General features: G+C 43.6%; 21 protein-coding genes. 9 read left to right on the forward strand and 12 right to left on the reverse strand.

Annotated elements, in window-relative coordinates; genetic code table 11:
• Positions 1 to 287: 287 nt before the first annotated feature.
• Positions 288 to 1058 (forward strand): tRNA pseudouridine(38-40) synthase TruA, encoded by a 771-nt coding sequence (truA, locus tag ALKIM_RS0116125; protein ID WP_084555922.1) that lies wholly within the window; start codon positions 288 to 290, stop codon positions 1056 to 1058.
• 4 nt (positions 1059 to 1062) lie between these two features.
• On the opposite strand, the gene ALKIM_RS0116130 is transcribed toward truA, so the two are convergent.
• The 5 genes from ALKIM_RS0116130 to ALKIM_RS0116150 all read right to left on the reverse strand — a co-directional run bounded on the left by ALKIM_RS0116130 (position 1063) and on the right by ALKIM_RS0116150 (position 6533).
• On the reverse strand, positions 1063 to 1806 hold the full coding sequence (locus ALKIM_RS0116130) for a shikimate dehydrogenase family protein (protein WP_026475545.1): 744 nt from the start codon (positions 1804 to 1806) through the stop codon (positions 1063 to 1065).
• 4 nt (positions 1807 to 1810) lie between these two features.
• A complete protein-coding gene (locus ALKIM_RS0116135; protein ID WP_026475546.1) occupies positions 1811 to 2719 on the reverse strand; it encodes a DUF368 domain-containing protein in 909 nt (302 codons plus the stop codon).
• Positions 2720 to 2731: 12 nt separating this feature from the next.
• Entirely contained in the window at positions 2732 to 3502 is a 771-nt protein-coding gene (locus ALKIM_RS0116140; RefSeq protein ID WP_026475547.1) for a phosphosulfolactate synthase, read from the reverse strand.
• On the reverse strand, positions 3492 to 4919 hold the full coding sequence (locus ALKIM_RS0116145) for a tetratricopeptide repeat protein (RefSeq protein WP_026475548.1): 1428 nt from the start codon (positions 4917 to 4919) through the stop codon (positions 3492 to 3494). Before ALKIM_RS0116145 ends, ALKIM_RS0116140 begins: the two co-directional genes overlap by 11 nt.
• Before the next feature lie 84 nt (positions 4920 to 5003).
• Positions 5004 to 6533 (reverse strand): DUF4301 family protein, encoded by a 1530-nt coding sequence (locus tag ALKIM_RS0116150; RefSeq protein ID WP_026475549.1) that lies wholly within the window; start codon positions 6531 to 6533, stop codon positions 5004 to 5006.
• Between the two features lie 491 nt (positions 6534 to 7024).
• Here ALKIM_RS0116150 and ALKIM_RS0116155 point away from each other — a divergent pair, with 491 nt between their 5' ends.
• Together ALKIM_RS0116155 and ALKIM_RS0116160 are read left to right on the forward strand one after the other, a co-directional pair.
• Positions 7025 to 8239: an OmpP1/FadL family transporter gene (locus ALKIM_RS0116155; RefSeq protein WP_044118027.1), complete on the forward strand. Its 1215-nt coding sequence runs from the start codon at positions 7025 to 7027 to the stop codon at positions 8237 to 8239.
• 20 nt (positions 8240 to 8259) lie between these two features.
• Positions 8260 to 9609, forward strand: a complete 1350-nt coding sequence (locus tag ALKIM_RS0116160) for an SGNH/GDSL hydrolase family protein (protein WP_026475551.1) — start codon at positions 8260 to 8262, stop codon at positions 9607 to 9609.
• 54 nt (positions 9610 to 9663) lie between these two features.
• Here the strand turns inward: ALKIM_RS0116160 and ALKIM_RS0116165 are convergent, their stop codons facing one another.
• The 5 genes from ALKIM_RS0116165 to mazG all read right to left on the reverse strand — a co-directional run bounded on the left by ALKIM_RS0116165 (position 9664) and on the right by mazG (position 17329).
• The gene (locus tag ALKIM_RS0116165) at positions 9664 to 10203 is read right to left on the reverse strand and encodes a GNAT family N-acetyltransferase (protein ID WP_044118028.1); all 540 of its coding nucleotides are present in this window, start codon (positions 10201 to 10203) and stop codon (positions 9664 to 9666) included.
• Between the two features lie 44 nt (positions 10204 to 10247).
• Positions 10248 to 13493, reverse strand: coding sequence for a S41 family peptidase (locus ALKIM_RS0116170; RefSeq protein ID WP_026475553.1), 3246 nt, complete (start codon positions 13491 to 13493; stop codon positions 10248 to 10250).
• 117 nt (positions 13494 to 13610) lie between these two features.
• Positions 13611 to 14108, reverse strand: a complete 498-nt coding sequence (locus tag ALKIM_RS0116175) for a hypothetical protein (RefSeq protein WP_026475554.1) — start codon at positions 14106 to 14108, stop codon at positions 13611 to 13613.
• A 59-nt stretch (positions 14109 to 14167) separates the two neighbouring features.
• A complete protein-coding gene (locus ALKIM_RS0116180) occupies positions 14168 to 16405 on the reverse strand; it encodes an amino acid permease (protein ID WP_044118029.1) in 2238 nt (745 codons plus the stop codon).
• Between the two features lie 150 nt (positions 16406 to 16555).
• A complete protein-coding gene (gene mazG / locus ALKIM_RS0116185; RefSeq protein ID WP_026475556.1) occupies positions 16556 to 17329 on the reverse strand; it encodes a nucleoside triphosphate pyrophosphohydrolase in 774 nt (257 codons plus the stop codon).
• A 232-nt stretch (positions 17330 to 17561) separates the two neighbouring features.
• On the opposite strand from mazG, the gene ALKIM_RS0116190 reads away from it, so the two are divergent.
• The 3 genes from ALKIM_RS0116190 (at position 17562) to ALKIM_RS20180 (ending at position 20692) form a co-directional block, all read left to right on the forward strand.
• Positions 17562 to 18497, forward strand: coding sequence for a PhoH family protein (locus tag ALKIM_RS0116190; RefSeq protein WP_026475557.1), 936 nt, complete (start codon positions 17562 to 17564; stop codon positions 18495 to 18497).
• A gap of 169 nt (positions 18498 to 18666) precedes the next feature.
• On the forward strand, positions 18667 to 19617 hold the full coding sequence (locus ALKIM_RS0116195) for a phosphoribosylaminoimidazolesuccinocarboxamide synthase (RefSeq protein WP_026475558.1): 951 nt from the start codon (positions 18667 to 18669) through the stop codon (positions 19615 to 19617).
• Positions 19618 to 19624: 7 nt separating this feature from the next.
• Positions 19625 to 20692 carry an NUDIX domain-containing protein gene (locus tag ALKIM_RS20180; RefSeq protein ID WP_218916724.1) on the forward strand — a complete coding sequence of 356 codons (1068 nt, stop codon included), beginning with the start codon at positions 19625 to 19627 and terminating at the stop codon, positions 20690 to 20692.
• Positions 20693 to 20701: 9 nt separating this feature from the next.
• On the opposite strand, the gene nikR is transcribed toward ALKIM_RS20180, so the two are convergent.
• Together nikR and ALKIM_RS0116210 are read right to left on the reverse strand one after the other, a co-directional pair.
• Positions 20702 to 21103: a nickel-responsive transcriptional regulator NikR gene (nikR, locus tag ALKIM_RS0116205; RefSeq protein WP_026475560.1), complete on the reverse strand. Its 402-nt coding sequence runs from the start codon at positions 21101 to 21103 to the stop codon at positions 20702 to 20704.
• Between the two features lie 52 nt (positions 21104 to 21155).
• Positions 21156 to 21872, reverse strand: coding sequence for an SAM-dependent methyltransferase (locus ALKIM_RS0116210; protein ID WP_026475561.1), 717 nt, complete (start codon positions 21870 to 21872; stop codon positions 21156 to 21158).
• A gap of 209 nt (positions 21873 to 22081) precedes the next feature.
• Between ALKIM_RS0116210 and ALKIM_RS0116215 the strand changes: the two genes are divergently transcribed.
• From ALKIM_RS0116215 to ALKIM_RS0116225, 3 genes are all read left to right on the forward strand, one after another.
• A complete protein-coding gene (locus ALKIM_RS0116215; protein WP_157363952.1) occupies positions 22082 to 22783 on the forward strand; it encodes a hypothetical protein in 702 nt (233 codons plus the stop codon).
• A gap of 248 nt (positions 22784 to 23031) precedes the next feature.
• The gene (locus tag ALKIM_RS0116220) at positions 23032 to 23805 is read left to right on the forward strand and encodes a class I SAM-dependent methyltransferase (protein ID WP_026475563.1); all 774 of its coding nucleotides are present in this window, start codon (positions 23032 to 23034) and stop codon (positions 23803 to 23805) included.
• Between the two features lie 153 nt (positions 23806 to 23958).
• Positions 23959 to 24618: an FAD-binding oxidoreductase gene (locus ALKIM_RS0116225; protein WP_044118030.1), complete on the forward strand. Its 660-nt coding sequence runs from the start codon at positions 23959 to 23961 to the stop codon at positions 24616 to 24618.
• The last annotated feature ends 76 nt before the right edge of the window (positions 24619 to 24694 follow it).

Genomic DNA, 24694 nt, shown 5'->3' on the forward strand with positions numbered 1-24694 from the left:
ACTAAATTTAATGAATAAGATTTACTTCAGCATAAATACGCTCTCTTGGGTTATTTCTGCGGCTACAAAATCAGAAGATGATTCAAATTCAACGCATAGGCAATTAAATATTTGAAATTCAATCGCTAATTAAGATACAAAAGGAAGAACCATGTGTCAAGATGAATGGCTGTTTTAACAAAAATGCTCCTCTATATAATTATGATAATGTGCCAGCCCATCGATGCAAAGCCTAAAAAATCGACCAGCTGAATATCTTTGTTATCTTTGCTAAAAAAGGAAGAGAGATGGTTCGGTATTTCATGGAATTGGCCTACAATGGCAGCAAATATCACGGATGGCAACGTCAGCCAAATGGCAACTCGGTGCAAGAGTTGCTCGAAACTGCATTGACTACCATTTTGCGGCAGCCTACTCAGGTAACGGGAGCAGGCAGAACCGATGCTGGTGTACATGCAGCATATATTGTTGCCCATTTTGATACCACTACGCCAATTGATGATCCAATGCAACTGGCTGCCCATATTTCCCGTTTTTTGCCGTCTGATGTGGTTGTTTACAGCGTGACACCTGTAAATGATGAGGCCCACAGTCGTTTTAGTGCTATTGCCAGGCGATATGAGTATCATGTCACAACTGAAAAGAACCCTTTCCTGCAAGGATTGGCTGCCCGGCTAAGGTTTGTGCCTGATTTCGATAAAATGAATCAGGCAGCAGCTATATTACTGGAGTATTCTGATTTTACGAGCTTTAGCAGGTTGCACGGAAGTGCAAAAACCAATATATGCAAGGTGCAAAAAGCCATATGGGAACAATCGGGGCATAGATACATTTTTACCATTGAGGCCGATAGGTTTTTGCGAAATATGGTGCGTGCCATCGTGGGAACCCTTTTGGATGTAGGTCGTGGTAAATTAACCATTGACCAGTTTAGGGAGATTATTGAATTAAAGGATAGAAGCAGGGCAGGCACTTCAGCACCTGCCGAGGGGTTGTATCTTGTGGATGTGACCTATCCCCCTGAAGTTTTTGTCCCGAGTCGCAGGGTTATTGTTTAACCTGTTAGAGGTTCCAGATTCGCCAAGCCTCTTCAGCCTGAAGATGCAGCATTTCAAGTCCGTTCTTTGTTACTGCCCCTTTTTCAGATGCTTTTTTCATAAACATTGTCACTTCAGGGTTGTAGATGAGATCATAAATCAGATGCTCACCACCAAGACCTGCATAAGGAATAGGTGGATATTCATCTGACCTTGGATACATGCCCAATGGTGAGGTGTTAACAATCAGTTTGTATTCCGAGACTATCTCAGGTGTAAGCGAATCATAACTCACATGGGCAGGCGCTTTGGGTGTGCGGCTCACATATCGGAATAAGATTCCGCATTTCAACAGGCCATGCGCCACAGCTTTGGATGCCCCCCCGGTACCAAGTATCAATGCTTTTGAATGATATGGTTTTAACATGGGCTGAATGGAATCGACAAATCCTTTCACATCACTATTATAGCCTTTAAGAAAAGGCTTGTTGTTGTCCCATCTGATTTTAATTACATTGACGGCACCAATTTTTGCAGCTTCAGCATCCAATTCGTCAAGATAAGGAATGACCTGTTCTTTGTAAGGAATTGTGACATTTAAACCCGCAAGATAGGGGTGTTGTTCAAGCAATCCTCTAAACTCGCCAATTTCGGGAATGGCAAAATTAAGATATCGGGCGTCAATCTTTTCATTGACAAATTTCTGAGAGAAAAAGCCTTGCGAAAAAGAGTGCCCCAAGGGGTAACCTATTAATCCAAAAGTTCTCATACCGTTAATGCACTTTATTGGTTTTTCCTGCCAGTGATTCAGTAAGCCAAATTACAGCAAACCCTGCAAAAAACAGTGCCAGCGCCAGAAAAAAGGCTGCGTCGGCCGTAGGCCAAAACCATTCATAGCCAACTATTTTGGTTTTTGTACCAAACGTTTCGATGATGGCATTTTTCCATGGCCACAATATTCCCAACGAACCGGTAATAAATCCGGTGAGCAGAGCAATGGTGGAGTCGGGAAACCGTTTTAACAACCAGGAAAGCAGCCGTGAAAATGCCAGCAGACCAAATCCTCCACCAACAATTACCGGTAGAAGAATGTCGATTCTAAACTGGTTTACAGCCTGAATCATTACCAATTGATAATTTCCCATCAATACAAGAACAAATGAGCCACTTAACCCCGGAAGTATCATACTGCAAACGGCAACGATACCACATAGGAAAAGATACCATGTAGAAGCATTTTCAGAGGCAGGGGAGAGTACACTAATTCCAATGGCGATGGCTGTTCCACCTACAAACGAGAGTACAGAGGCGGTATGCCACTTACCAACGGTTTTTCCCACAAACCAAACCGATGCCAAAACAAGGCCAAAAAAGAAGGCCCATACATATACCGGATGGTTCTGAAACAGAAAGTCGAGCACTCGAGCCAGAGAAATAACAGCAATACCAATCCCAAAAAACAGTGTAATCAGAAAAAACAGATCTATATGGGCGGCAAAAGCTTTTAAATCGCCTTTTGTAAGAAGTTTTAGTGCTTTTAAGTCGAAGGACTTGATGGCGTTAATAAGCCGTTCAAATATGCCCGTTATAAGGGCAATGGTACCACCAGAAACACCCGGAATCACGTTGGCAGCACCCATGGCCATCCCTTTCAAAATATTGACTAGATATGAGTTAAGCATATTAAGTTTGAGTTATTCGGTATGTTCAGCTTTGTCTATCAGTTTCAGAAGTGTAGAACTGTGAAGACCAAGACGCTTGGTTTCAAGGGCGATGACATCAAAGCTTGCAATGTTGTAGAGGTTAACGTTACTGCCAAACAGATTAATCAGCTCAATTTGTTCACTCTTCTGCGAAGCGTCCCATATGACTCTGTTCAGGTCGATGGTATGGTTGGATGCATTTGCAGCAAGATAGGCGGCAAGGCCATTTTTTCCGTAAAGGGGCATCTGCGCACTTTCCTTAATGATGATGTGCGATGCACCAGCCTGTAGTTCATCTTCGGCAAATTGTATCCATTTGTCGAAACTCAGATGTCCACCTTCTACCATGTTGGTAACCTGGCTAATAACCTGGAAGTTGGCCGAAAATTGATTGATGTGATTTAGTTTTGTCTCCCTGCTGAGTTTGATGGCGCTGTCCGATACTTCAAGATATTCAATACCATAGCGATCAAGGTACCGGTTATAGTCGTCCATCGCCTCTCTATGGGCAAAAACCTCGAAAAGTGTGCCACCAAAATAGGGGATGATGCCGGCACCACGGTAAATATTGAGTTTCGATTCAAGCGAAGGTATCAGCAAACTGGTCCCAAAGGCCATCTTCACAAAATCGGTGTAAGGTGCATTTCCTTCGGTAAAGTTCTCTGCTTCACGCACACTTAAACCTTTGTCCGTCATTATGGTAATGCCCGAACTCCTTGGCTTTTCGGCTCTTTGCGGTAGAAATGGAAGATTAAAATTCATAAGGAAAATAGTTTTCGATGAGTTGTGTTAGCTTTTTGCTTTTGGAAACCATTTTTTCAATAGTTGGGAACAGTTCCACAAAAAACTCATAGTCTTCCGGATTTTCGATCAATGCAGTTCTCAGATGCCCGATGGCTTTATTCAGATTCCGTTCATCCAGCAAGTAATAGGCGGTTGCCAGATAGTGGACTGCAGGTGAGTCAGGATAAGCCTTAAGCCATCGATTCAATAGTTTATCGCCTTTGAATTTTGGCGACAAGGCCTTTTTTAGTTGATATAACTCGTACGCGTTTCGTAAATTATCATAGTCCTCCTTAAAACAGACTTCGAACGCATCTTCAGCTTCATTCAGATTTCCGGTAAGCAGCAAACTGCGGGCTCTCAAATACCACAGTTCACTAATTTCACCATGATACTGCAGCGCTTTTTCTGACACTTCTGAAGCTTCTGAAGCATACTCTTGATTTATCAAAAGCGCCAGATAACCAAGCCATGCTGGCATATAGCCCGTGTCTGTGTTTACAGTGAGGCGGTAAAAGCGTAATGCCAAGTCCCAATTACCCAACTGGTCCAAACAATCAGCTATATAGTGATAGGGCAGCAACACATCATAACCGTATGATATATAATCGATATAGCAGTCAATCGCTTCCAGATACTGTCCCTGATTAACCAGCGAATTGCCTTTATTAAACAATGCCTCTCCGTGAGCAGGATTTATTGCCAGTGCGTAATCATAACACTTATTGGCATTGTCAAAGTCGTTGTTTTTGATGTATAGAATGCCGAGGTTATACCACGCATTTTCCGAAAACGGGTTGATGTCGATAAGCCGATTATAGGTTTCGAGCCCTTTCTCGATAATAAACTCTTTGTCGTAGGCAAAAGCAAGTTCAAACAGAAGGCTCTCATTATTAGGAAACTCTCTGCAACCCGACGCCAAAAAATCTATGGTTATTTTATAAGCTTCGTGTTGATTCAGATAAATGCCTATATCGAGCATTACATCTTCTCTATCCTCAAATGCTGTTTCCAATGCCTTTTTAAAGAAAACAACAGCTTTTTCTTGCTGATTGTTACGGAGATAGGCTAATCCCAGATTCAAAAATATTTCCTGATTGGATTGCTCCAATTGGAGGAGACTCTCCATAAGTTTTATGGCCCTGTCATCTTCGCCTTTTTCCATCAGAATAATGGCATGTTTGGCCTGAAGTGAAGTGGCATCGGGGTGCTGCCTAATACCTATCTGCAAAGCCTTTTCCGCTTTCTCAAATTGAAATTTGTCGGTATAGAAATCAAAGATGTTTTCGATGGTATGAACATCAAAATAGAAGGTTTTTTGCCCGTTCTCCATCTGTTCGAACCGCTCAATTTCTCCCTTGATATCGTTATAATTGGCTTGCCAGGATTCGTGCATAAATTCAATTTCGTTTTACATCGCAAATTTACTCATTATCGACGAGCTTTTATCATTATGAGGACTTAAACTTCCATAATTTGCTCAGGCCGGCTGGTGTTGTGGGCGCAGTAAATCGTTGACGGTTTTTACCGGATTAAAGGTTTCGATGGGCACTTCCACAAAAAGTGTAATCCAGTCCGACATGGCTCCATTCCATAGTCCAGGCAGTTCGAGTGCTTTTAACGGACGGCCGTTCATCGATTTTTCGGAGATGAAACCGGTTTCCGGATCGGTGTGTTTTGTCAGATCGAATTTATTCCCTTTATAGTCAAAAGTGGAGCAAACCAAATCAACCGGATTAAAGTGCGTAGCTGCCTTAAACTGATTGGCCTGATGCGCATCATTTAAGTCAAGTTGAGAACTCTCGAGTATTTGTAGCGACAGCTGCATGTTTTTCTCTCGCACCCAAAAAGGACCACCACCGGGCTCCCCTTCATTGCGAACCATTCCGCATACACGAATTGGTCTGTTCAGATACTGTTTCAGGTATTCTGCCTGCTTTGAGATCTCCTGACTCAGTATGTCATTGGGAAGTACAACAAACAACTGCGCTTTAAGAAATGCAGAAGCTTCATCAATTAAACTGTGGCTAAGGTCAGAATCCATCCGTTTCAGAAAATCAAATATCTTATCTCTGAGCTCAAGAAGTAAACCACCTAAAGCCTTTTTATACTCTATGGTTTTATCAATCAGATGCTCCGGCACTACATTGTCGATGTTTTTGATGAAAATAATTTCGGCCGTTTGTTCGTTCAGGTTTTCGATAAGCGCCCCATGTCCGCCCGGGCGGAAAATCAAATGACCTTTTTCGTCACGGAAAGGTTCGTTATCGGGCGAAACGGCAAGTGTATCGGTATGCGGTTTTTGAAAGCTGAAGGATATATCCAGACCTATGTCGTATTTATTTTCAATGGCAGGCCCTTCATTGTAGAGCTTGTTTCGGAAGAGTTCGTGGTGTTCGGGGCTTACGGTGAAATGCACCTTTACCAAACCATCGCTGTTGGTAGCATAATTGGCGCCTTCAACCAGATGCTCTTCCATGGCAGTGCGTATGGCATCCTCATACAAATGAAAATGTATCAGCCCCTTTGGAAGCGCACCGTAGTTAAGCGTTTCGTGTGTGAGTAGGGTGTGAATAATCTCTTCGGCCTTTGATTTTCGCACATGAACATTGTTGAGATTATACACTTTAAGTGCATCAGCAAGTATTGGGAAAAACGCGAATCTTGGCAGTAGTTCGATAAATCGGACTACCGGATGCTCAACTGGCAGTGATTTAATGGGTACGGGATTGTCAAGGTATTGATAAAGATCTTTGAACATCCTTGTGGCAGCGCCAGATGCTGGTACAAATTTGGAGATGGTTAGCTGTCTGGAAATCTTTTGATGAAGAATTTCTGCGTAGTGCTTCGATTCTTTTTCCGATAGTATGCGGATGCCATCATTCGGCGTGGCCGGCTTTATCACATCCAGTTTTGAAAAACCAGTTTTAAACCTGTGTATCTGTTCTTCCAGTTGCGATGGAGTAATGCCTTTCTGCTTTAGCTGTATATGATCTTTATCTGTGAGCATAAATTGAGGTAATAGTTACTTAAAATAAATATTTAATTATCTGATAATGATAATGAAGTATGCTTGTTAGGGTTGGTTATTGTGGAGATTCAGGAATTTCCCGTTTTTGATTCCATGAATTTACATAAATATTTTGTTAGATATTCGATTTTTGCCACAAAAAAGATGATTTTCGTCAAATTCAGTTTGTGCAATAGCCTTAAACGTTTCTCCATTATTACGCTGAACTTCCGCAAAATAAACTATTTGAATAATTGAATATTAAATTTTTCGTATCAAATGGTTTAATATGCTGAAAATCAAAACAGTAATTCGCTTGCACGTTGAATATTTTATTTAATTTCGTGTTTTTGTTACTATGGCTCTTTTGAATAATCAAAATGTAATTTCCTGATAACAATGGTGAAAACCGCTAAGGATATTGCAGTTTGCTGCCTAATAGAGTTTTTAAGTTTTACATACCAATCGTAAACCAATAAATTTAATACAAAATGAGAAGAATTTTGTTCTTATGCCTGATGATATTACCTGGCATGATTGTTCTGGGCGAGGGATATCAGATAAATTTACAGGGTGCCCGCCAGATTGGAATGGGCCATACCGGTACCGGACTAAATTTTGGTGCATCATCTATTCACTTTAACCCGGGCGCATTGGGTATGATGAGTGGAAATTTTGAAGTGACAGCCGGTGCAAGTGCCATTTTTTCAAATAACACTTTTCAAAAATCCGGCTCGGTATATACACATAAATCCGACAACCCAATTGGCACACCATTCTTTTTATATGGAGCCGGAAAAGTGAATGACAGACTTGTGCTGGGACTTGGAGTTACAACGCCATTTGGTAATTCGCTTGTATGGGGCGATGATTGGGATGGACGTTATTTGATTCAGGACATCTCGTTGAAAGCCATATACATACAGCCGACCATTGCATTTAAACTTTCCGATAACCTGAGTATTGGTGCAGGACTGGTATATGCATACGGCGATGTGGAGCTACATAAAGCATTACCAGTTCAGGGGGTTAATGGCGATGGACAAGCGGAACTTACCGGTAAAACAACAGCTTTTGGCGTAAATGCGGGCATCTTTTATCAGGCATCTCCATCGCTTTCATTCGGATTGAGTTACAGATCAACGGTGGACATGAAAATGGATGAAGGAAAAGCATCATTTAAGGTTCCGGCTTCGCTTGCAACTCAATTTCCCGAAACCACCTTCAAATCAGCATTGCCAATGCCCGGTGGCATTCAGTTTGGTACCGGCTGGCAGGTAACTGACAGATTTCTGCTTGCAGCCGATTTGCAATATGTACTTTGGAGTGCCTATCAGGAGTTAAACTTTGAGTTTGATGCGGAGACAGTTCCGGATTCCAGAAACGTGCGCAATTTTGAAAACACATTGATTTACCGTATTGGCGCTGAATACGCCTTGAACGATTTTGTATCCGGACGTGCCGGCTTTGCCTGGGATACCACACCAATCCCAAAGGACTATCTCACACCGGAAACTCCAGGAGCCAATAAACTAAACTACACGCTTGGGCTTTCGTTTAGGTTTTCTGAGAACGTCTCGTTGGACACATCGCTACAGTTCATACGTGCCCTTGAGAGAGAAGACGGTTATGCTCCGGCTAATTTCTACGGCACATACAATACAAATGCTGTTATTCCGGGTTTTGGCCTCAACATTAGTTTCTAATCAGATAAATGATGAACATCATGAGATATATTTTATCGATAACACTTGCCCTAATATTTTGGCAGTGTGACATTAAAACAGATGATTTTGCGACATCAGCCGGTGAGGCAGATTTTGCTGTGTATGTGGCACTTGGCGACAGTTATTCGGCTGGTTATATGGATGGTGCACTCGGATTGGAGGGACAGCAAACCTCATTGCCTGCGATGTTGGCAGAGCAGTTTAAACTTGTTGGCGGTGGCGAATTTAAGCAACCGCTGATGCCAGAGGGAAAAAGTGCCGGTACCACAGTGATTGATCAAAGCGGAAACATCAACGGTTATTTTGAACTGAAAGTTGTGGGCGGAGCGCTTCGACCTGTGCCAACGGTGGGCGATAAAACGGTGTTTTCGCAACTGATAGGAAGTGAAGCACCATTTAATAACATGTCGGTACCGGGCGCAAAATCATTTCATCTTTTGGCTCCCGCATTCAGTAACCCGGTAGGTGGTAATCCTTTCTTTGTACGATTTGCCAAACAACCCGGGGTTTCGTCGGTTATCTCAGATGCCCTAAAGCTTGAGGCGACCTTTTTCTCATTGTGGATTGGAGGCAATGATGTACTAACCTATGCGCTTTCAGGTGGTACTTCAGATATCATTACGCCGCTTGAGAGCTTTCAAATGGCACTCTCTACTTTAATAACAGAGTTAACTATGCTTGGCAGCAAAGGGGTAATTGCAAATATCCCTGATATCGACGCCCTTCCATATTTTAATCTTGTCCCATACAATGCATTGCCATTGTCGCAGGTGCAGGCCGACCAGCTAAACGCTGCCTACGCGCAGTATAACCTCGCAGCCAACGGTGCCGGGCGTCCAGCAATTGTTTTTGTGGCAGGCCAGAATGCAATGGTTATTGCCGACCCAAAAATGACGGATATGCCCACTCAGCTGCGATTCAGACAAATAAAGGCCAACGAGAAGTTTTTAATGAACCTTCCCACTGATAAGATTGCAACTGAAGGATGGGGAAGCCAGGTTCCGGTGCCAGCAAATTACACGCTGGATGCAGATGATTTGCAAAAGATAAAGGCTGCTACAACTGGTTACAATGAAATTATTAAAACCTTAGCAACTGAAAATGGACTGGCTTTTGTTGATATAAATGAGCTAATGAATCAGATTAAAGCTGGTTTAGTGGTTGATGGACATACCTATTCCAATAATTTTGTTACAGGAGGTGTTCTGTCTCTCGATGGCATTCATGCTACACCTCGCGGTTATGCTATTATTGCAAATGAATTTATCAGAGCAATTAACAACACCTATAAGGCATCTGTTCCTTTGGTGAATGTAAACGATTATTCAACTGTTATTTTTCCCTTATAGGAATACTATAAAAACAACAAAAAAGTCCCGGGCGATAGACCCGGGACTTTTTTGTTATACATGCGTGGTATTGTACACAGTTTTATAGATCTCATCCCTCATACTTCGAAACTGCACTTCAGTGAGTTCATTGTCGTTCGTCATCAGACGGAGTTCTACTGCGTCACCACCCGGATGATAGGAAGGTTGCAAATAGTGAAATGAATTCAGGACAAAACCGAAACGTTCATAAAAACTGATACGGCGCTTGGTTAATTCATCCAGCGGAGGTTCCACTTCCAGAACAACAGGTAGCGTTGTAGATTCCAAAAAGCGTGAAAAAATGGCTCCACCCAATCCCTGATTGCGATATTTTGATGAAACTGCAAAATGCTCAACAAAAAGGCGTCCTTCCAACTGCCAGTATCCTATAAAGCCCTGAATATTAGCAGAGGCATCTGTTTGAAGTTTGATTGCGAAGTGTTCTATTCTGAGTTGTTTTGTATACTCTTCGCTTGATTTTCGCTCATTTTCAGGAAAACTCTCTGTCATGATCTCCCAAAAGCTGTCAAACATTTCGGGATGGATCAGAAGTGCGTGATTGTCTGTGATCATATTCTCATTCTTTGTAGATACCAAATTTTTGTTCAGCACGTTCCTTATTGATTCTTTACCGGTGGTGCAGGTATAGCGGGCAGTTCTTTTCGATTCTTAAGTTGCTCAAGAATTACCTCGATGGCTTTATTAAGCTGCTCATCGTGACCTGAAAACTCCCGGAATGGGTCATTTTCTATTTCGATATCGGGTTCAACGCCCTCACCCTCGATGATCCATTTGCCCTCCATCGATAAGGAGGTGAATTGTGGAATGCGTAAATCGGTACCATCAATAAAAGGTAAGGAGCCGGTGATGCCTACAATACCGCCCCAACTGCGTGTTCCGATTATGGTACCAAGTCCCAGCTGCCTAAAACCGTATGGGAACAGGTCGCCATCAGAAGCACTGTATTTATCAATTAGTGTAACCATCGGACCTACCAGCGTTTGAGCAGGAACGGTGCTTACCACCGGTGAGTTACGGCGCATGTTTACACGGTATGGCACACGGCTCAAACGTTCCAGTATCATTGGCGATACATTGCCGCCGCCATTTCCGCGGTCGTCGATGATAAGGGCTTTTTTGTGTAGCTGAGGATAGAAGTATTTTACAAACTCGTTGAGTCCGCCCGGGCCCATATCAGGTATGTGTATGTATCCAACTTGGCCGTTGGTTGCTTCATTAACCTTGCGTATGTTCTCGCTCACCCATTCAAAATAGTAGAGCGAACTTTCATTGGCGATGGGAGTAATGAGAACGTTTCTGGAACCCTGCAACGAAGGCGTACTGTTGATACTTAGCTCAACAGTGCGGCCAGCAGTCCCCATCAATAATTCATAAATATTTTCTACGCTGTTTGTCGGAATGCGGTTAACTGCTGTAATAAACTCGCCTTCTCTTACGTTAACACCGGGAGCTCTGAGCGGAGAATGCAGTTCCTGGCTCCATGAAGCGCCCTGCAAAATGCGGTCGATGCGGAAAAAGCCTGACGCATGATTCGATAGACGTGCGCCCAGCAGTCCGGTGGTGACTCTTTTTGCTTGTGGCTGATCACCGGGATTCACGTAGGCATGACCTGCATTTAGCTCTCCTATCATTTCACCAATAACGTAGTTGAGGTCGGTTCTATGGTTTACGTGAGCCACCAATGGGTTATATTTTTCGTAGATGGCATCCCAATTTACCCCGTGCATGTTGTCAACGTAGAAAAAGTCGCGCATTTGTCGCCATGATTCATTAAAAATCTGTTGCCACTCTTCGCGGAAATCTACACGAACCTTCATGTTGCTTAAATCCATTGGCTTATCAATGGTTACAGCCGACGAGGGCAAATCAATCACTGTCCAGTTCTTGTCTTTTCCTACAAGCATTTTGTTGTTATTAGCCGAAATGGTGTAGCGGTAGTCGCCCAGGAAGGTTTCCTTCTTCTCTTTCAAATCATACACCAATAGACCGTTGCCATTTTTCCCGCCCTGAAACATGCGGTTGTAATACACTCTGTTGTTCACGCAACTGATGTTAAAGTAGCGAGCCGCTTCAATGGGCAGTTCAATAATGCGGTTTCCGATGCCAGTATAGTCAATCCTTACATTGATATCGGTTTTTGATTGATCAGTTTGAGCTGTTGATCCTTTTTTATCTGATGATTCATCTTTTGGCTTAATCATTGCATTTTCGGGTGCAAAAGGCGATGGCGTATCAGCAGACAGCAATACCATATAGATTTTGGACATGTTGATGTATGCATGATTCCACTCGGTGTTGCTGTAAACCGGATTGAAACTTCGCTCTGAGGCAAATAGAAGGTATTTACCATCCGAAGAGAAAACCGGATTATAAGAGGAGTACCATTTTTCGGTTATGGGGAAAATTTCGCCTGATGCGACATTTAACAATTGGATGATGCCCATTCTGTTTTCGCCTGCATCGGTGTAGGTAAGCCATCGGCTGTCCGGACTCCAGCTAAAATCACCCAAGCGGGTATAGTCACTTGCAGCCAACTTGCGTGTATTTCCTGTTTGAACTTCGGTGATGTAAAGCGCATAATTTTGGTCGTTCCAGGCAATCATGCGGCTGTCGGGGCTCCAGGCTATATTAAATTTATAAGTGCTTCCTCCTGTGGTAAGCTGTCGGGGCTGCTGTTCGCCCATCACATCGTTTACCCAAATTTCATATTCACCGCTTTTATCTGAAAGCCATGCCATTTGGCGTCCATCGGGCGACCAAATACCATTGCGCTCATGCACATCCGAGGTGCGTGTAAGGTTGTAGGTGATGCCTTTGTCGGCAGGCACGGAGAATAGTTCGCCACGTGCCGAAAACAGAACGCGCTCACCATTGGGCGAAAGATCCGCAGAAAAAATTCTGTCCGCCGCATCCATAAAATCGGTGCGCGATTGGTTGAGGTCATTGCCAATCATTATCTCTACTTTCTGAACCTCACGGTTGGACACATCCATCTTATATATGTAACCACCATTTTCGAACACGATAAGGTTGCCATGATGCGATGGGAATTTGATGTCGAACTCAGTAAAGTGTGTTACTTTCTCGGTGCTTCCGGTTAGTTGATTGTACACAAAAAGGTTCATGGTACGGTCACGGTCGGACAGGAAGAAAATCTCATCACCAATCCACATGGGAATGATATCCTGCGCGGGATGGTCGGTGATGCGAGTGGTTTCGCGTGAGTTGAAATCGTGAATCCAGATGTCATCGGCCATTCCGCCACGGTAATATTTCCAGGTTCTAAACTCTCTGAATACCCGGTTATAAGCCATTTTTGAGCCGTCAGAGGAAAAACTCAAAAAACCGCCTTCCGGCAGTTCTAGTTGGGTGGAAAGACCGCCCGCGGGTGATACTTTGAACAGTTGTCCTTTAAAGTCGTTGAAGGCCTGACGACGCGAGCGATACACGATGTTTCCATCCGGAGTCCAATTCATCACAATGTTGTTGGGTCCCATACGGTCGCCAAGATCGTCGCGGGTTAAAGTGGCAGTATAGGTAAGCCTTTTGGGTACACCGCCATCAGATGAAATCAGAAATACTTCGGTGTTACCATCATACTGCCCTGTAAAGGCTATTTGTGTGCCATCCGGAGAGAATCTGGGGAACATCTCAAGTCCCTCGTGTGATGTGAGCTTTCGTGCCATTCCGCCGGCATGGGGCACGCTATACAAATCACCGGCATAGGTAAACACAATATGTGTTTGATTGATGGCCGGAAACCGGAGCAGCCTAGCCTCGGAGGCCAATAGACCGGTTGCTGTTAACAGACTTATAAGCCCTGTTAGTATAATTCTTCGCATGTTAATAATATGGTTTTATAAATGACTAAATGTATGTGAATAGCAATATGTCTGCATCCTTTTTTTAGGAAACAGCAAGTATCATGTTTTGTTTTAGTCTGTAATCAGATTCCGTATCTACTCTTCAGGAATACCCAATTTTTTAAGAACGGCATGCATCTCCTCGGGTCGTTGTGTACCAAGCAGCAACTGACGACCGGCGGCAAACTCCAGTTGAAGCCCCCAGAATCCATTAATACAATAAGCTTTTGGTCCTTTTCCGAAATGAATCCCCATGAAACTCAACTCCTTCACTGGTTGGTATTCGCGAATATATGCGCAATGCAGTTGGTTTAGGGGTACAATTTTCTTTCTGAAGTGGAAAGGTGAAAGGCGATAAGTGATGTGGCGATTGGTAATCTCGACTTCGAGCTTAATAACTAAAAGAAAAGCAATAGTAATAATATGCAACACCGTGAGCATGGCTATGGCCATCTGGCACATTGCAGTTGTTGAGAAATTAAAAAAAAGTAACCTGAAAGAGTAATAGTAAAGCGGTATTCCCAAAACCACCATCAATATCCACAACCAGATTTGTCTGAATCTTTGCTTCTCGGAGAATTTTGTTCCTGTCATATCAATCAACAACTGGCGTTAATATTTAATTTCAGCATTTCCAAATTAGCCTTTAATCTCTACTTCATTTCTTTGGATTGAGCAGCATTTACGAAAAGAATATCACCAATATCGGAAAAACTATTGAAAAAAGTGTCTCCCTGGTGCTTTATTTTTTCATCTCTAAAACCGATGATGGTAAGAGCTGCCTGTTTGGAATGTGTGGTAATGATTTCACTCACAGTTTGATTACCCCCCGAAGCGATGATTTCGATATTGGTAAGCGTAATAGGCAAACGCCCTGTGGCAATACGCTCTTCGAGTTCAGATTTTGTCTCTTCGCGCTTTCCTGGTGAACAGATGCTGAATATTTTGATGTGTCCCTTGTGCCAGTCCGGGTGAGCCATCATAATGTATCCGAGCAGAATCATCAGGTTGGTATTGAGCAGGTCGGTAGGTCTTATCCACACGTGTATACCGTTTCTGAACCGTATGGCGCTATTAGAGCCTGCAAAAATGCACACATCAAAATTCCCAGCTTTTGTAAGTTTGATATTCTCCAGAATACGTTCAATTTCTTCTGGGTTGTTTTTATCATATTCAAATAATACCATATTGTTTTCCATACCGGATATGGAAGGTGCCTGTATCACCTGTGCAATGGCCGATGTGTATGATGGTGATATCATGGTATCAATATAGAGCGTATTGTCTTCCTCATTTTGCAGCTTGATAAGTTCTTTGTGAATGGCTCTGGCTTCGGTGTAGGTGTGTTTGCTGTAGTAGCCTTCTATGTAATGAAAATAGGTGCCGAATCCGTGCTTATAGCTGAGCCATTTCATTAAATCCAGCGGTTTTTCACGTTCAAATGAGTGTGATGAGATGCAGACAACAGCAGGGCGCCACTCTTCGGCATCCGCATCAGATTGGTTCTTCTGCATGTAAACCTGGAGTTTACGGTTAAGTTGAAACAATGCGCCTTTGAAAATATTCACCAATCCCTTCTGTTCCTTGTTATAATATTCGATGACGAGATAGAGCATCACAATTATTACCATCGACAAGATGGTATAGAATGGGCTTATCATAAACATGACCCAAATAGAAAGCAAAAAGCCTGTAAGCGAAAAGTACCATCTTGATTTGAACTTTGGCCGATAGGATGGAGGTGCTCCAAAATGGTTCAGAAATGATATTAAGCAAAGTGAACCATAGGTTATCAGAAAAAACATGGAGATGATTCCGGCCACGGCATCCACATCGCCCAGAGCTACAAAAATCAGGGCGATGGCAAAAGACACTACTGCAGCATTGAATGGTTCGCGTGTCTTGCCTTTTCCTTTAGACATCAGATAGTTAAATTTCCGGAACGGAATTATTTTATCGAATGCCAAGGCCTGCAACGTGCGCGGGGCTACCATGATGGAACCCAGCGCCGATGAGATGGTTGAAGCAGCCAGCCCCAGTGGTATAATTATGGAGCCGCCCAATGCAATATGTGCCATGATGAGCTGATGTTCTGTTAAATCAGCCTGAGATGCGGAAATGGACATTTTCCAAACGATGGCCAGATATACCAACATGCCAATGGCGGTGCCACCGAGTGTACCCAATGGAATGGATTTGCCCGGATTTTTCAAATCGCCACTAAGACCAACACCTGCTGTCATACCTGTGAAAGCGGGAAAACAAATGGCAAAAACGACGAAAAAGTTCTCTCGGTTAAAGAACCCAAAGTTGTTGCCTGGCTGACGCAAGGCTTCTTCTGCTTCAATGGGCTTTCCCAAAAAGAAGAGCAATAATGCCAAAAATAGAATGCCTACCACCACATAAAGGGCCTTAACGCCCATGCCCGCCCCCTTTTTTAAGATTAATAACGCCAGCAATCCCAGTGCCGGAATGCTGATGGCCTGACGTGGCAGTACAAACCCAAAGTGGTTTTGGCACCAGTTGAATAAAGGTTCAAATGCTTCGGTAAATGCGATGATGTAAAAGGCCACGCTGATGGCTTGCGATAGATACAACGCAATGCCGATGGTGGAGCCAATTTTTAACCCAAAAGAGCGCGAGATGATGAAATATTCGCCGCCACCTTCTACTCTGGTGTTGGTGGCAATTTCTGAAATGGCCAGGGCAGTAGGGAAGGTGATAAGGTGTCCTACTACTATAATGAGAATGGCACCCCAAAATCCGAGGCTACCCACGGCATAGCCAAAGCGCAGAAACAGGATGGCGCCCAGGATGGTAGAAATAGCAGTAAAGAAAACCGGAGCCGTTCCAAAACCAGCTCCGCCATGTGTTGATTTAGCAGTTCCCATCTGTATTTACATAAGGGTTTTATGCTAATATAGATTATTTTTTCGATTTTCATGCAAATCGAACAGGGTGTTCAAGACAAATCCAACTCCCAATGCCAATGGTTAGATGATGTAAATTAATTGGGTAGATGTACGAATAAAAAAAACGTGTTACTTCAATTTCTTGGCTTCATTCCAGATGGCATCCATTTCGGCAAGGGTCATCTCCTTTAGGTTTCGTCCTTTTTTTATGGTTTCCTGTTCCAAATAATTGAACCGTAAGATGAATTTCCGGTTGGTGCGTTCCAGTGCGTTTTCCGGGTTCACGTCATAAAGCCGGGCTGCATTGATGATTGAAAAAAGCAGGTCGCCAAACTCATCCTCCATACCATCGGCGTTGCCTTTTTCCACTTCGGCTTGCAGCTCATCCATTTCTTCGCGAATCTTATCCCACACCTGTGACCGTTTCTCCCAATCAAATCCTACGCCACGTGCCTTGTCCTGAATACGGTTGGCTTTAACCATAGCCGGGAGAGCGTTCGGTACGCCTGAGAGTACAGATTTGTTGCCGTTTTTTTCTTTTAGCTTAAGTTGTTCCCAGTTTTGTTCCACTTCGCGGGCGTCCTGCACCTTCACATCGCCAAAAATATGGGGATGACGGTAGATGAGCTTCTCTATCAGGTTTTCCATCACCGTGCCAATGTGGAAGGCGCCTTTTTCTTCGCCCAGTTTGGCATAAAATACAATGTGGAGCAGCAGGTCACCCAGCTCTTTGCTGATGGCTTCATCATTTCCTTCGACAATGGCATCGGCCAATTCGTAGGTTTCTTCAATGGTGAGTGTGCGCAGGGTTTCGTTGGTTTGGACACTGTCCCAGGGACATTTCTCCCTCAACTCGTCCATTATCTCTAACAAGCGCTGAAAAGTATCTTTTTTTGATTGCATTACATCTATATTTAATTTCAATGCACAGGAATCCGGAAGTTTGCGTGATGCAAAATATAGTGCCCGTCGGTGCAGATAAAACATTTTGGCTGAAAAATGGTCAATGTCCTTTTCGTGATTAAATCACCGGCAAAACAGATATTGTCAACTGATAAAATCATGCACAGACTCTTACTATCCGGGAAAAATATCGTTAATTTGCACTTGCAAAAATAGTGATTACCCGCTTTATATGATAGAAAAACTCATTTATCTTGAATCAATTGACCTGGTGGAGTTCATGGGTGTTAAAAACGTGAAACTGGACATCATCAAAGCCCATTTTCCGAAGCTGAAGATAGTTGCCAGAGGCAATTGGCTTAAAGCCATGGGTGACCCGGTTGAAATTGCCGATTTTGAGGAGAAGATAAACCAGCTTATTGAACATTATAATCAATACAACGTCCTGAAGGAGGCATCTATTATTGAGATGCTTGTGGGAACCCAATCAAATGGTGAGGTAGCCGAGGACAACGACATTATTCTGTTTGGGGTGAATGGGAAGCCCATTAAAGGGCGCACCGAAAACCAACGGCGCATGGTAAAAGTTTACCCGGGCAACGACCTGCTTTTTGCTGTGGGCCCGGCTGGTTCAGGCAAAACGTATACCGCCATTGCCCTGGCTGTGCGTGCCCTCAAACGCAGAGAAGTGAAACGCATTATTTTAAGTCGTCCGGCAGTGGAAGCAGGTGAGAAATTAGGCTTTTTACCGGGCGACATGAAGGAAAAGATTGACCCCTACCTGCAACCACTCTATGATGCCTTGATGGACATGATTCCGGCCGTTAAGCTCAAGGAGTTTATGGAGAATGGCACCATCCAAATAGCGCCCCTGGCATTTATGCGCGGACGAACGCTGAACAATGCCTTTGTGATTTTAGATGAGGCACAGAATACCACTGCCAATCAAATGAAGATGTTTCTGACGCGTATGGGTGACCATGCCAAATTTGTGGTGACCGGTGACGTGACGCAGATTGACTTGCCTAACCCACAAATGTCGGGACTGGTGCAGGCCATGCGTATTCTCAAAGATATTAAAGGCATCGAACGCATTTATTTTACGGTGAAAGACATAGTGCGGCACCGTTTGGTTCAGGACATTGTGGAAGCTTACGAGCGGGAGTAGAGTTGATGTCAACTAGAATAATTCAGGGTTCAAATGTGTTGGTTAATAAGGAAAATCAAGCGAATCTAAAATCTAACCCAACTCATTTTTAACATCTTAATTCTAAATATCTTATATCTAATCATCTAGCATCTATATATCTAACATCTAAACATCTAATATAACAACCATGACAAACGCGATTGTAGAAACCAATTTCCAGTTTCCCGGTCAGAAAAGCCATTATGTGGGTAAAGTACGTGATGTGTATAACATCGATGATAAGTATCTGGTAATGATTGTGTCGGACAGAATATCCGCGTTTGATGTGGTACTTCCCAAGGGCATTCCGTTTAAGGGGCAGGTGCTCAATCAGATTGCTTCTCGTTTTCTGGATGCCACGGCCGACATTGTGCCCAACTGGAAAGTGGCGACTCCCGACCCAATGGTGACCGTTGGACGCCGCTGCGAACCATATAAGGTGGAGATGGTCATTCGTGGATATCTTACCGGTCATGCCTGGCGCGAATATAAAGCCGGCAAACGCATGCTCTGTGGCGTTTGCCTGCCCGATGGTATGGTTGAAAACCAGAAGTTTGAACAGCCCATCATTACACCAACCACCAAAGCATCTGAGGGGCACGATGAAGATATTTCACGTGAAGAGATTATAAGCCAGGGAATTGTGTCTGAAGCTGACTACATTCAACTGGAGCAATACACGCGTGCCCTGTTTGCCCGGGGTACTGAGATGGCTGAGAAAATGGGACTGATTCTGGTAGATACCAAATATGAATTTGGCCATATTGATGGCACAATCTATCTGATGGACGAGATTCATACGCCTGACTCATCACGCTATTTTTATATTGATGGATACAAAGAGCGTCTGGCAAATGGAGAGCCGCAACGTCAGCTTTCCAAAGAGTTTGTGCGCCAGTGGCTTATCGAGAATGGTTTTCAGGGTAAAGATGGGCAAAAGGTTCCTGAGATGGACGAAGCGCGCGTGAACAGCATCTCCGAGCGCTATATTGAGCTTTATGAGCGAATCACAGGCGAACCGTTTGTGAAAGCTGACCCTGCCAACGTGATTGGACGCATCGAACAGAATGTATTGAATTGTCTCAAATCGTTACATTAGAATAGCTTTGAATAAAAAGATAGGTGCAGCGCTTCCGGGTCTTTTGCCTTTGGTTATATTGATAGTAGCCGAGTGGTTTTGGGGACTTAAAGCCGGATTGTGGTTGGCAGTGGCCTTTGGGGCAGGGGAGTTACTGTGGCATGGTTTGCGACACCGCCGTTTCGAGAAGCGCATTTTGTTTGAGATGGCACTGCTGGTAGCGTTGGGTGTGGTTGCTTTGCTTATGGATGGTTCCGTGTTGGAGCGTTTGAGACCTACATTCTACTTGCTGCTGATGTTGGTGATGGTGGGCGTTTCTGCTTTTTCAAAATATAACTTTCTGATGATGGCATCGGGCCGTTTGCATAAAAACAGACGTTTTGGCCCTTGGGAGATGATGCAGATGCGCCTTACCATGCAGACTTTTTTCTGGGTAATGGCTGTTTATATGGCGATGCTGTTGGTGGCTGTTTTTTTGTTAGATACGCGCATTGAAACCTTCCTGAACACAACCGGTCTCTATCTCTATTTCGGGTTGGCTTTAACAGCTCTTTTCATCTTTAAAAGAATCCAAAGTAAATCATACGCTAAAGAGGAGTGGCTTCCATTGCTCGATGAGGATGGCAACATCAATGGTCATGCGCCACGCAGCGTGGTGCATAATGGCACAACACAGTGGTTACACCCGGTGGTGCATCTGCAGGTGTTAAAGGATGGTGGGTTATGGCTTCAGAAACGGCCAATGCACAAACTTGTGCAGCCGGGGAAATGGGATACCGCAGTAGGTGGTCACCTGGCGGCCGGTGAATCACTGGATGTGTCACTTCAGCGCGAAGCGGCTGAGGAGATTGGCATTGAAATAAACAATGCGCAATTGTTGGGACGTTATGTGTGGAAAAGTTCAATTGAGCAGGAGATGGTTTTTGCCTATCTGGCGCATTACAATGGCACCATCACCCCACACCCGGAGGAACTTGATGGTGGACGAGTCTGGACATTCCAGGAGATTGAGGAGGCTCTTGGCACCGGAGTTCTCACCCCAAATTTTGAACACGAATACCAGCTTTTCAGGCATCGGTTACAAACACTCAAGTAGTTGTAAATGCTAGTCTGCCCGACTCATGGTTAGCTTGCCATGCCGGATGCCTTTCAGGGCAATGAGCTTGTCGGCCAAATGCGTTAACGTTTTTGCCTGCCCTCTTACAGCAATAATTTCCATACACATATCAGCCTCCAAATGAAAATGGTGCGCCGAGAGTACTACTTCATGAAAATGGTGCTGGATATCGGTAAGATGACTTACCAACTCCCGTTTGCTGTGGTTATATATCAGGGTGATAGAACCGGCTACAAGGTTGTTGCACTGCCATTTACTGGTTACAATGTGGTCGTTCACCATGTGGCGTATGGCCTGAGAGCGGTTGGTAAACTGGTTGTCGGCCACATACTCATCAAGTGCTTCAAGCAACTCTTTTTCAAGCGATACACCAAAACGGACTACTGACATACGGTTGCGTTTTTTCGTGAAACTTCTTCTTATCCAAAAAGAAACTTACTGCTCATTCCATTTTGTATCCATGTACGATAAAAATGGCCGGTTTCTTATGCAAGTCTGGCAACTTACCCTTCCATGAGGCAACGGTTTTAGTCACCACATACTCATCGGGCAGTGTGAGGTTGTAAGCAATGCAGAGGCGTGTTTTGGGATTGCAGGCTGCAAGAATATCTTCTGCCAAATGGTTGTTGCGAAAGGGCGTTTCGATAAAAATTTGTGACTGATGTTCGGTACGGCTGCGGTTTTCCAGATGGCGGATGGTTTTGAGCCGGTCTTCTTTTTTGATGGGGATGTAACCCACAAATGCAAAACTCTGCCCATTCATTCCCGAAGCCATCATGGCCAGCAGAATGGAGGAGGGGCCAACCATTGGCACCACCTGAATGCCTGCTTCGTGGGCCATTTTCACCACATCGGCGCCGGGGTCGGCCACACCGGGACAACCCGCTTCTGAGATAATGCCCACATCGTGACCGGCTTTCAGGGGTTTCAGGTACTCCGACATTTGAGCCGGCGTGGTGCGTTTGTTGAGCATCAAAAACTGACTGCCATCAATGTCCATCTGGGGGTCGAGCAATCGGAGATACCGACGCGCCGTGCGCAAATCTTCTACGATAAAATGGCGCAACTTCACAGCCATCTGTGCCACATCGGCCGGGATAATATGCCCTGTTTCTGATGAACCAAGGGTGTTGGGGATGAGATATAGTTTTCCGGGCATTCTGTTTGATTTTTGTTTATTTGGTCAAAGATAGAAACATTTTTGGCTATGGGAATTTGTGTAGAGGGCATCTTTTCTGAGATTATGGTGCAATTATCAATTTTATTAAGGTGATGATTACTCTAGTTAATTCGTTTTTTTGTAATTTCATACAGATATCGTTTTAGATAACGATTTGGTTATTAAATACAAATTAAATAATGTATGGTATGAAAAAACAATTCCTAACCCTTCTATTATTATTGATGTCCGTAAAGTTTTATTCACAAGTTGAAAAGGGCAATATTATTATCCGTTTGGATGGAAACTATAACAAAACGCTATCGGAACATGGCGTAACAACCAATAGTTATGCCAATAAAAGCAAGATATTGAATGTGGGGCCGTCAATCGGAATTGCCATATCCAACAATTTTGAAGCAGGCATCGTTCTGGATTATTTCAGAAGTTTTGAAGAACGTTACCATTCAGTTTTGACAATGAACAAACATGCTCAGGTCGAGAAGTTACAGAGGAAGCAATATGCGTTCATGCCTGGCATCTATCTGGGTTACTATCGCAATATCACTGAGAAAATTTCATTCAATACAAATTTCAAAATGAGGTATGGTAATCTTCATTCTGAAATGGTATCGCAATGGGCGGGAATAGAATACATTTCCTGGAGTATAATTGTTCCCGGACCTGGTGAGGGTTCAATTTCTGTGTACTCTGAATCAGAGCAGAAGTTTGAATATGCTTCGGCCAGCTTACTTCCTGAAATATCCTATTACATCACACCTGCTTTTGGTTTATCATTGGGGCTTGGAGGTGTTGAATATGCCCTTGTGGACTGGGAGTCTGACAATTCTACATTTGTTATTGATTTCCATCCAAGGAACTGGCGATTGGGATTAAGGATGAAATTCTGAAAGCCGGTACTATATTATTGCGTTTTTCATCGCGAAATATTAATTTTGCTTATCTAAAAACTTTTGATGCTTAAAATTAAGAAGGATTTGGTGAAGTAAATAATCAAGGGCGTTTAGCTTTTGATTATTCCTCTCTGGTTCCGGTTGATTCCAACCGGGTTCTTTTATATTGTATTTTACCAACTTAAATCTTTGTCAGACAAACTGGTTGTATCTGTTTGTTATGGCATAACATAATTTTAAACATCATGAGTAACGATAATAAAACCATCCACGACTTTGATTTCGAAGTAATCTGCGAATACTTTTCAGGTGTTGAGCGTCAGGGGCCGGGAAGCCCTGAAGTAACCATAAAGGCGTTGAACTTTATTGATGGACTCAACCATGAATCGCGCATTGCCGATTTGGGCTGCGGTACTGGCGGACAAACCATGGTTTTGGCGCAACATGTGCCCGGTACCATCACCGGTATTGATTTGTTCCCCAAATTTATTGATACTTTTAACCGCAATGCAGCAAAGTTAAATGTACAGGAAAGGGTAAACGGAGTAGTGGGCTCAATGGACAACCTGCCTTTTGAACCCGAATCTTTGGACCTTATCTGGTCTGAAGGTTCTATTTATAACATTGGTTATGAAAATGGACTGAGGTATTGGCGCAACTATCTGAAAACAGGTGGCTATGTGGCTGTTTCGGAGGCTACATGGTTTACCAATGAGCGACCTGCTGAAATTGAGACCTTTTGGCACAATGCCTATCCTGAAATAGATACCATTTCGGTGAAAGTAGCCCAAATGCAAAAGGCGGGCTTTGTTCCGGTTGCCACTTTTATTTTACCTGAAAATTGCTGGACTGACCACTTTTTTGCACCACAGGTTGAACTACAGAAAGCTTTCCTCCGCGAAAAGGGCGACAATAAAGCAGCAGCTGATTTGGTTGCCGAAATGAGGCATGAAGCTGTGATGTACGACAAGTATAAGTCGTTTTATGGGTATGTTTTCTATATCGGTAAAAAGATTTAAATCATAGCCATTTAACCAGTCATCGGATAATCTGAATAAGTTATCCGATGATTTTTTAATTTGATTCGGATAAAAAGGTGTAAAAATCATTCATTTGATTGGCAGTGCCACCATTTTTTTGCAATTTTGCGCCTTTTTAAAGGGTATATTTCAATGCAGAAAAGAAGGTTTAATCTCCATACCATATTGGAAAAGCGCGTTTTAACCGACTCAACTTTTGTGTTGAGACTGGAGCACAATGGCCTTGAGTTCACTGCCGGTCAGCACATTCAGGTGGGACCGCCAAATGGCATTCACACGCGTGAATATTCCATTTATAGTGCGCCGACAGATGATTTTATCGAGATTTTGGTACGCGAAATTGAAGATGGGGTGGTGACGCCTGCCCTCAAAAAACTTGAGGCTGGCGACTCGGTGGTGGTGAACGATGCCGTGGGCTATTTCACCATCGACAAGGAGGTAGCCGAAGGCAAGCAGTTTCTATTTGTGGCAAGTGGCACAGGTATTTCGCCGTTTCACAGTTTCGTGAAAGCATTTCCTTCGCTCAACTATACATTGGTGCATGGCATCCGTTTTGCTGAGGAGGCATACGAGCGTCACCATTACGAGCCATCGCGATATGTTGCCTGCACCTCGCGCGACGAGAAAGGTGATTTTCATGGTAGGGTGACCGATTGGTTAACCCAAAACCCTCTGAATAACGATACTTTGTGTTATCTTTGCGGCAATTGTGATATGATTCACGACGTGTATGATATTCTTGAAAAACAAGGCGTTAGCTCAAAGAATATCTTCACGGAAGTATATTTTTAAATTAAACGCAAAGACGCCAAGGCGCAAAGGTTTATGGAGATTTAATTCTTTTATTAAACATTTTTAATTCTTTGGT

Source organism: Alkaliflexus imshenetskii DSM 15055 (assembly GCF_000517065.1).
Classification (GTDB): domain Bacteria; phylum Bacteroidota; class Bacteroidia; order Bacteroidales; family Marinilabiliaceae; genus Alkaliflexus; species Alkaliflexus imshenetskii.

Coding starts and splice junctions, on each gene's coding strand:
- truA (WP_084555922.1), top strand. CDS start 288: ATGGTTCGGTATTTCATGGAATTGGCCTACAATGGCAGCAAATATCAC.
- ALKIM_RS0116130 (WP_026475545.1), bottom strand. CDS start 1,806: ATGAGAACTTTTGGATTAATAGGTTACCCCTTGGGGCACTCTTTTTCG.
- ALKIM_RS0116135 (WP_026475546.1), bottom strand. CDS start 2,719: ATGCTTAACTCATATCTAGTCAATATTTTGAAAGGGATGGCCATGGGT.
- ALKIM_RS0116140 (WP_026475547.1), bottom strand. CDS start 3,502: ATGAATTTTAATCTTCCATTTCTACCGCAAAGAGCCGAAAAGCCAAGG.
- ALKIM_RS0116145 (WP_026475548.1), bottom strand. CDS start 4,919: ATGCACGAATCCTGGCAAGCCAATTATAACGATATCAAGGGAGAAATT.
- ALKIM_RS0116150 (WP_026475549.1), bottom strand. CDS start 6,533: ATGCTCACAGATAAAGATCATATACAGCTAAAGCAGAAAGGCATTACT.
- ALKIM_RS0116155 (WP_044118027.1), top strand. CDS start 7,025: ATGAGAAGAATTTTGTTCTTATGCCTGATGATATTACCTGGCATGATT.
- ALKIM_RS0116160 (WP_026475551.1), top strand. CDS start 8,260: ATGAGATATATTTTATCGATAACACTTGCCCTAATATTTTGGCAGTGT.
- ALKIM_RS0116165 (WP_044118028.1), bottom strand. CDS start 10,203: ATGATCACAGACAATCACGCACTTCTGATCCATCCCGAAATGTTTGAC.
- ALKIM_RS0116170 (WP_026475553.1), bottom strand. CDS start 13,493: ATGCGAAGAATTATACTAACAGGGCTTATAAGTCTGTTAACAGCAACC.
- ALKIM_RS0116175 (WP_026475554.1), bottom strand. CDS start 14,108: ATGACAGGAACAAAATTCTCCGAGAAGCAAAGATTCAGACAAATCTGG.
- ALKIM_RS0116180 (WP_044118029.1), bottom strand. CDS start 16,405: ATGGGAACTGCTAAATCAACACATGGCGGAGCTGGTTTTGGAACGGCT.
- mazG (WP_026475556.1), bottom strand. CDS start 17,329: ATGCAATCAAAAAAAGATACTTTTCAGCGCTTGTTAGAGATAATGGAC.
- ALKIM_RS0116190 (WP_026475557.1), top strand. CDS start 17,562: ATGATAGAAAAACTCATTTATCTTGAATCAATTGACCTGGTGGAGTTC.
- ALKIM_RS0116195 (WP_026475558.1), top strand. CDS start 18,667: ATGACAAACGCGATTGTAGAAACCAATTTCCAGTTTCCCGGTCAGAAA.
- nikR (WP_026475560.1), bottom strand. CDS start 21,103: ATGTCAGTAGTCCGTTTTGGTGTATCGCTTGAAAAAGAGTTGCTTGAA.
- ALKIM_RS0116210 (WP_026475561.1), bottom strand. CDS start 21,872: ATGCCCGGAAAACTATATCTCATCCCCAACACCCTTGGTTCATCAGAA.
- ALKIM_RS0116215 (WP_157363952.1), top strand. CDS start 22,082: ATGAAAAAACAATTCCTAACCCTTCTATTATTATTGATGTCCGTAAAG.
- ALKIM_RS0116220 (WP_026475563.1), top strand. CDS start 23,032: ATGAGTAACGATAATAAAACCATCCACGACTTTGATTTCGAAGTAATC.
- ALKIM_RS0116225 (WP_044118030.1), top strand. CDS start 23,959: ATGCAGAAAAGAAGGTTTAATCTCCATACCATATTGGAAAAGCGCGTT.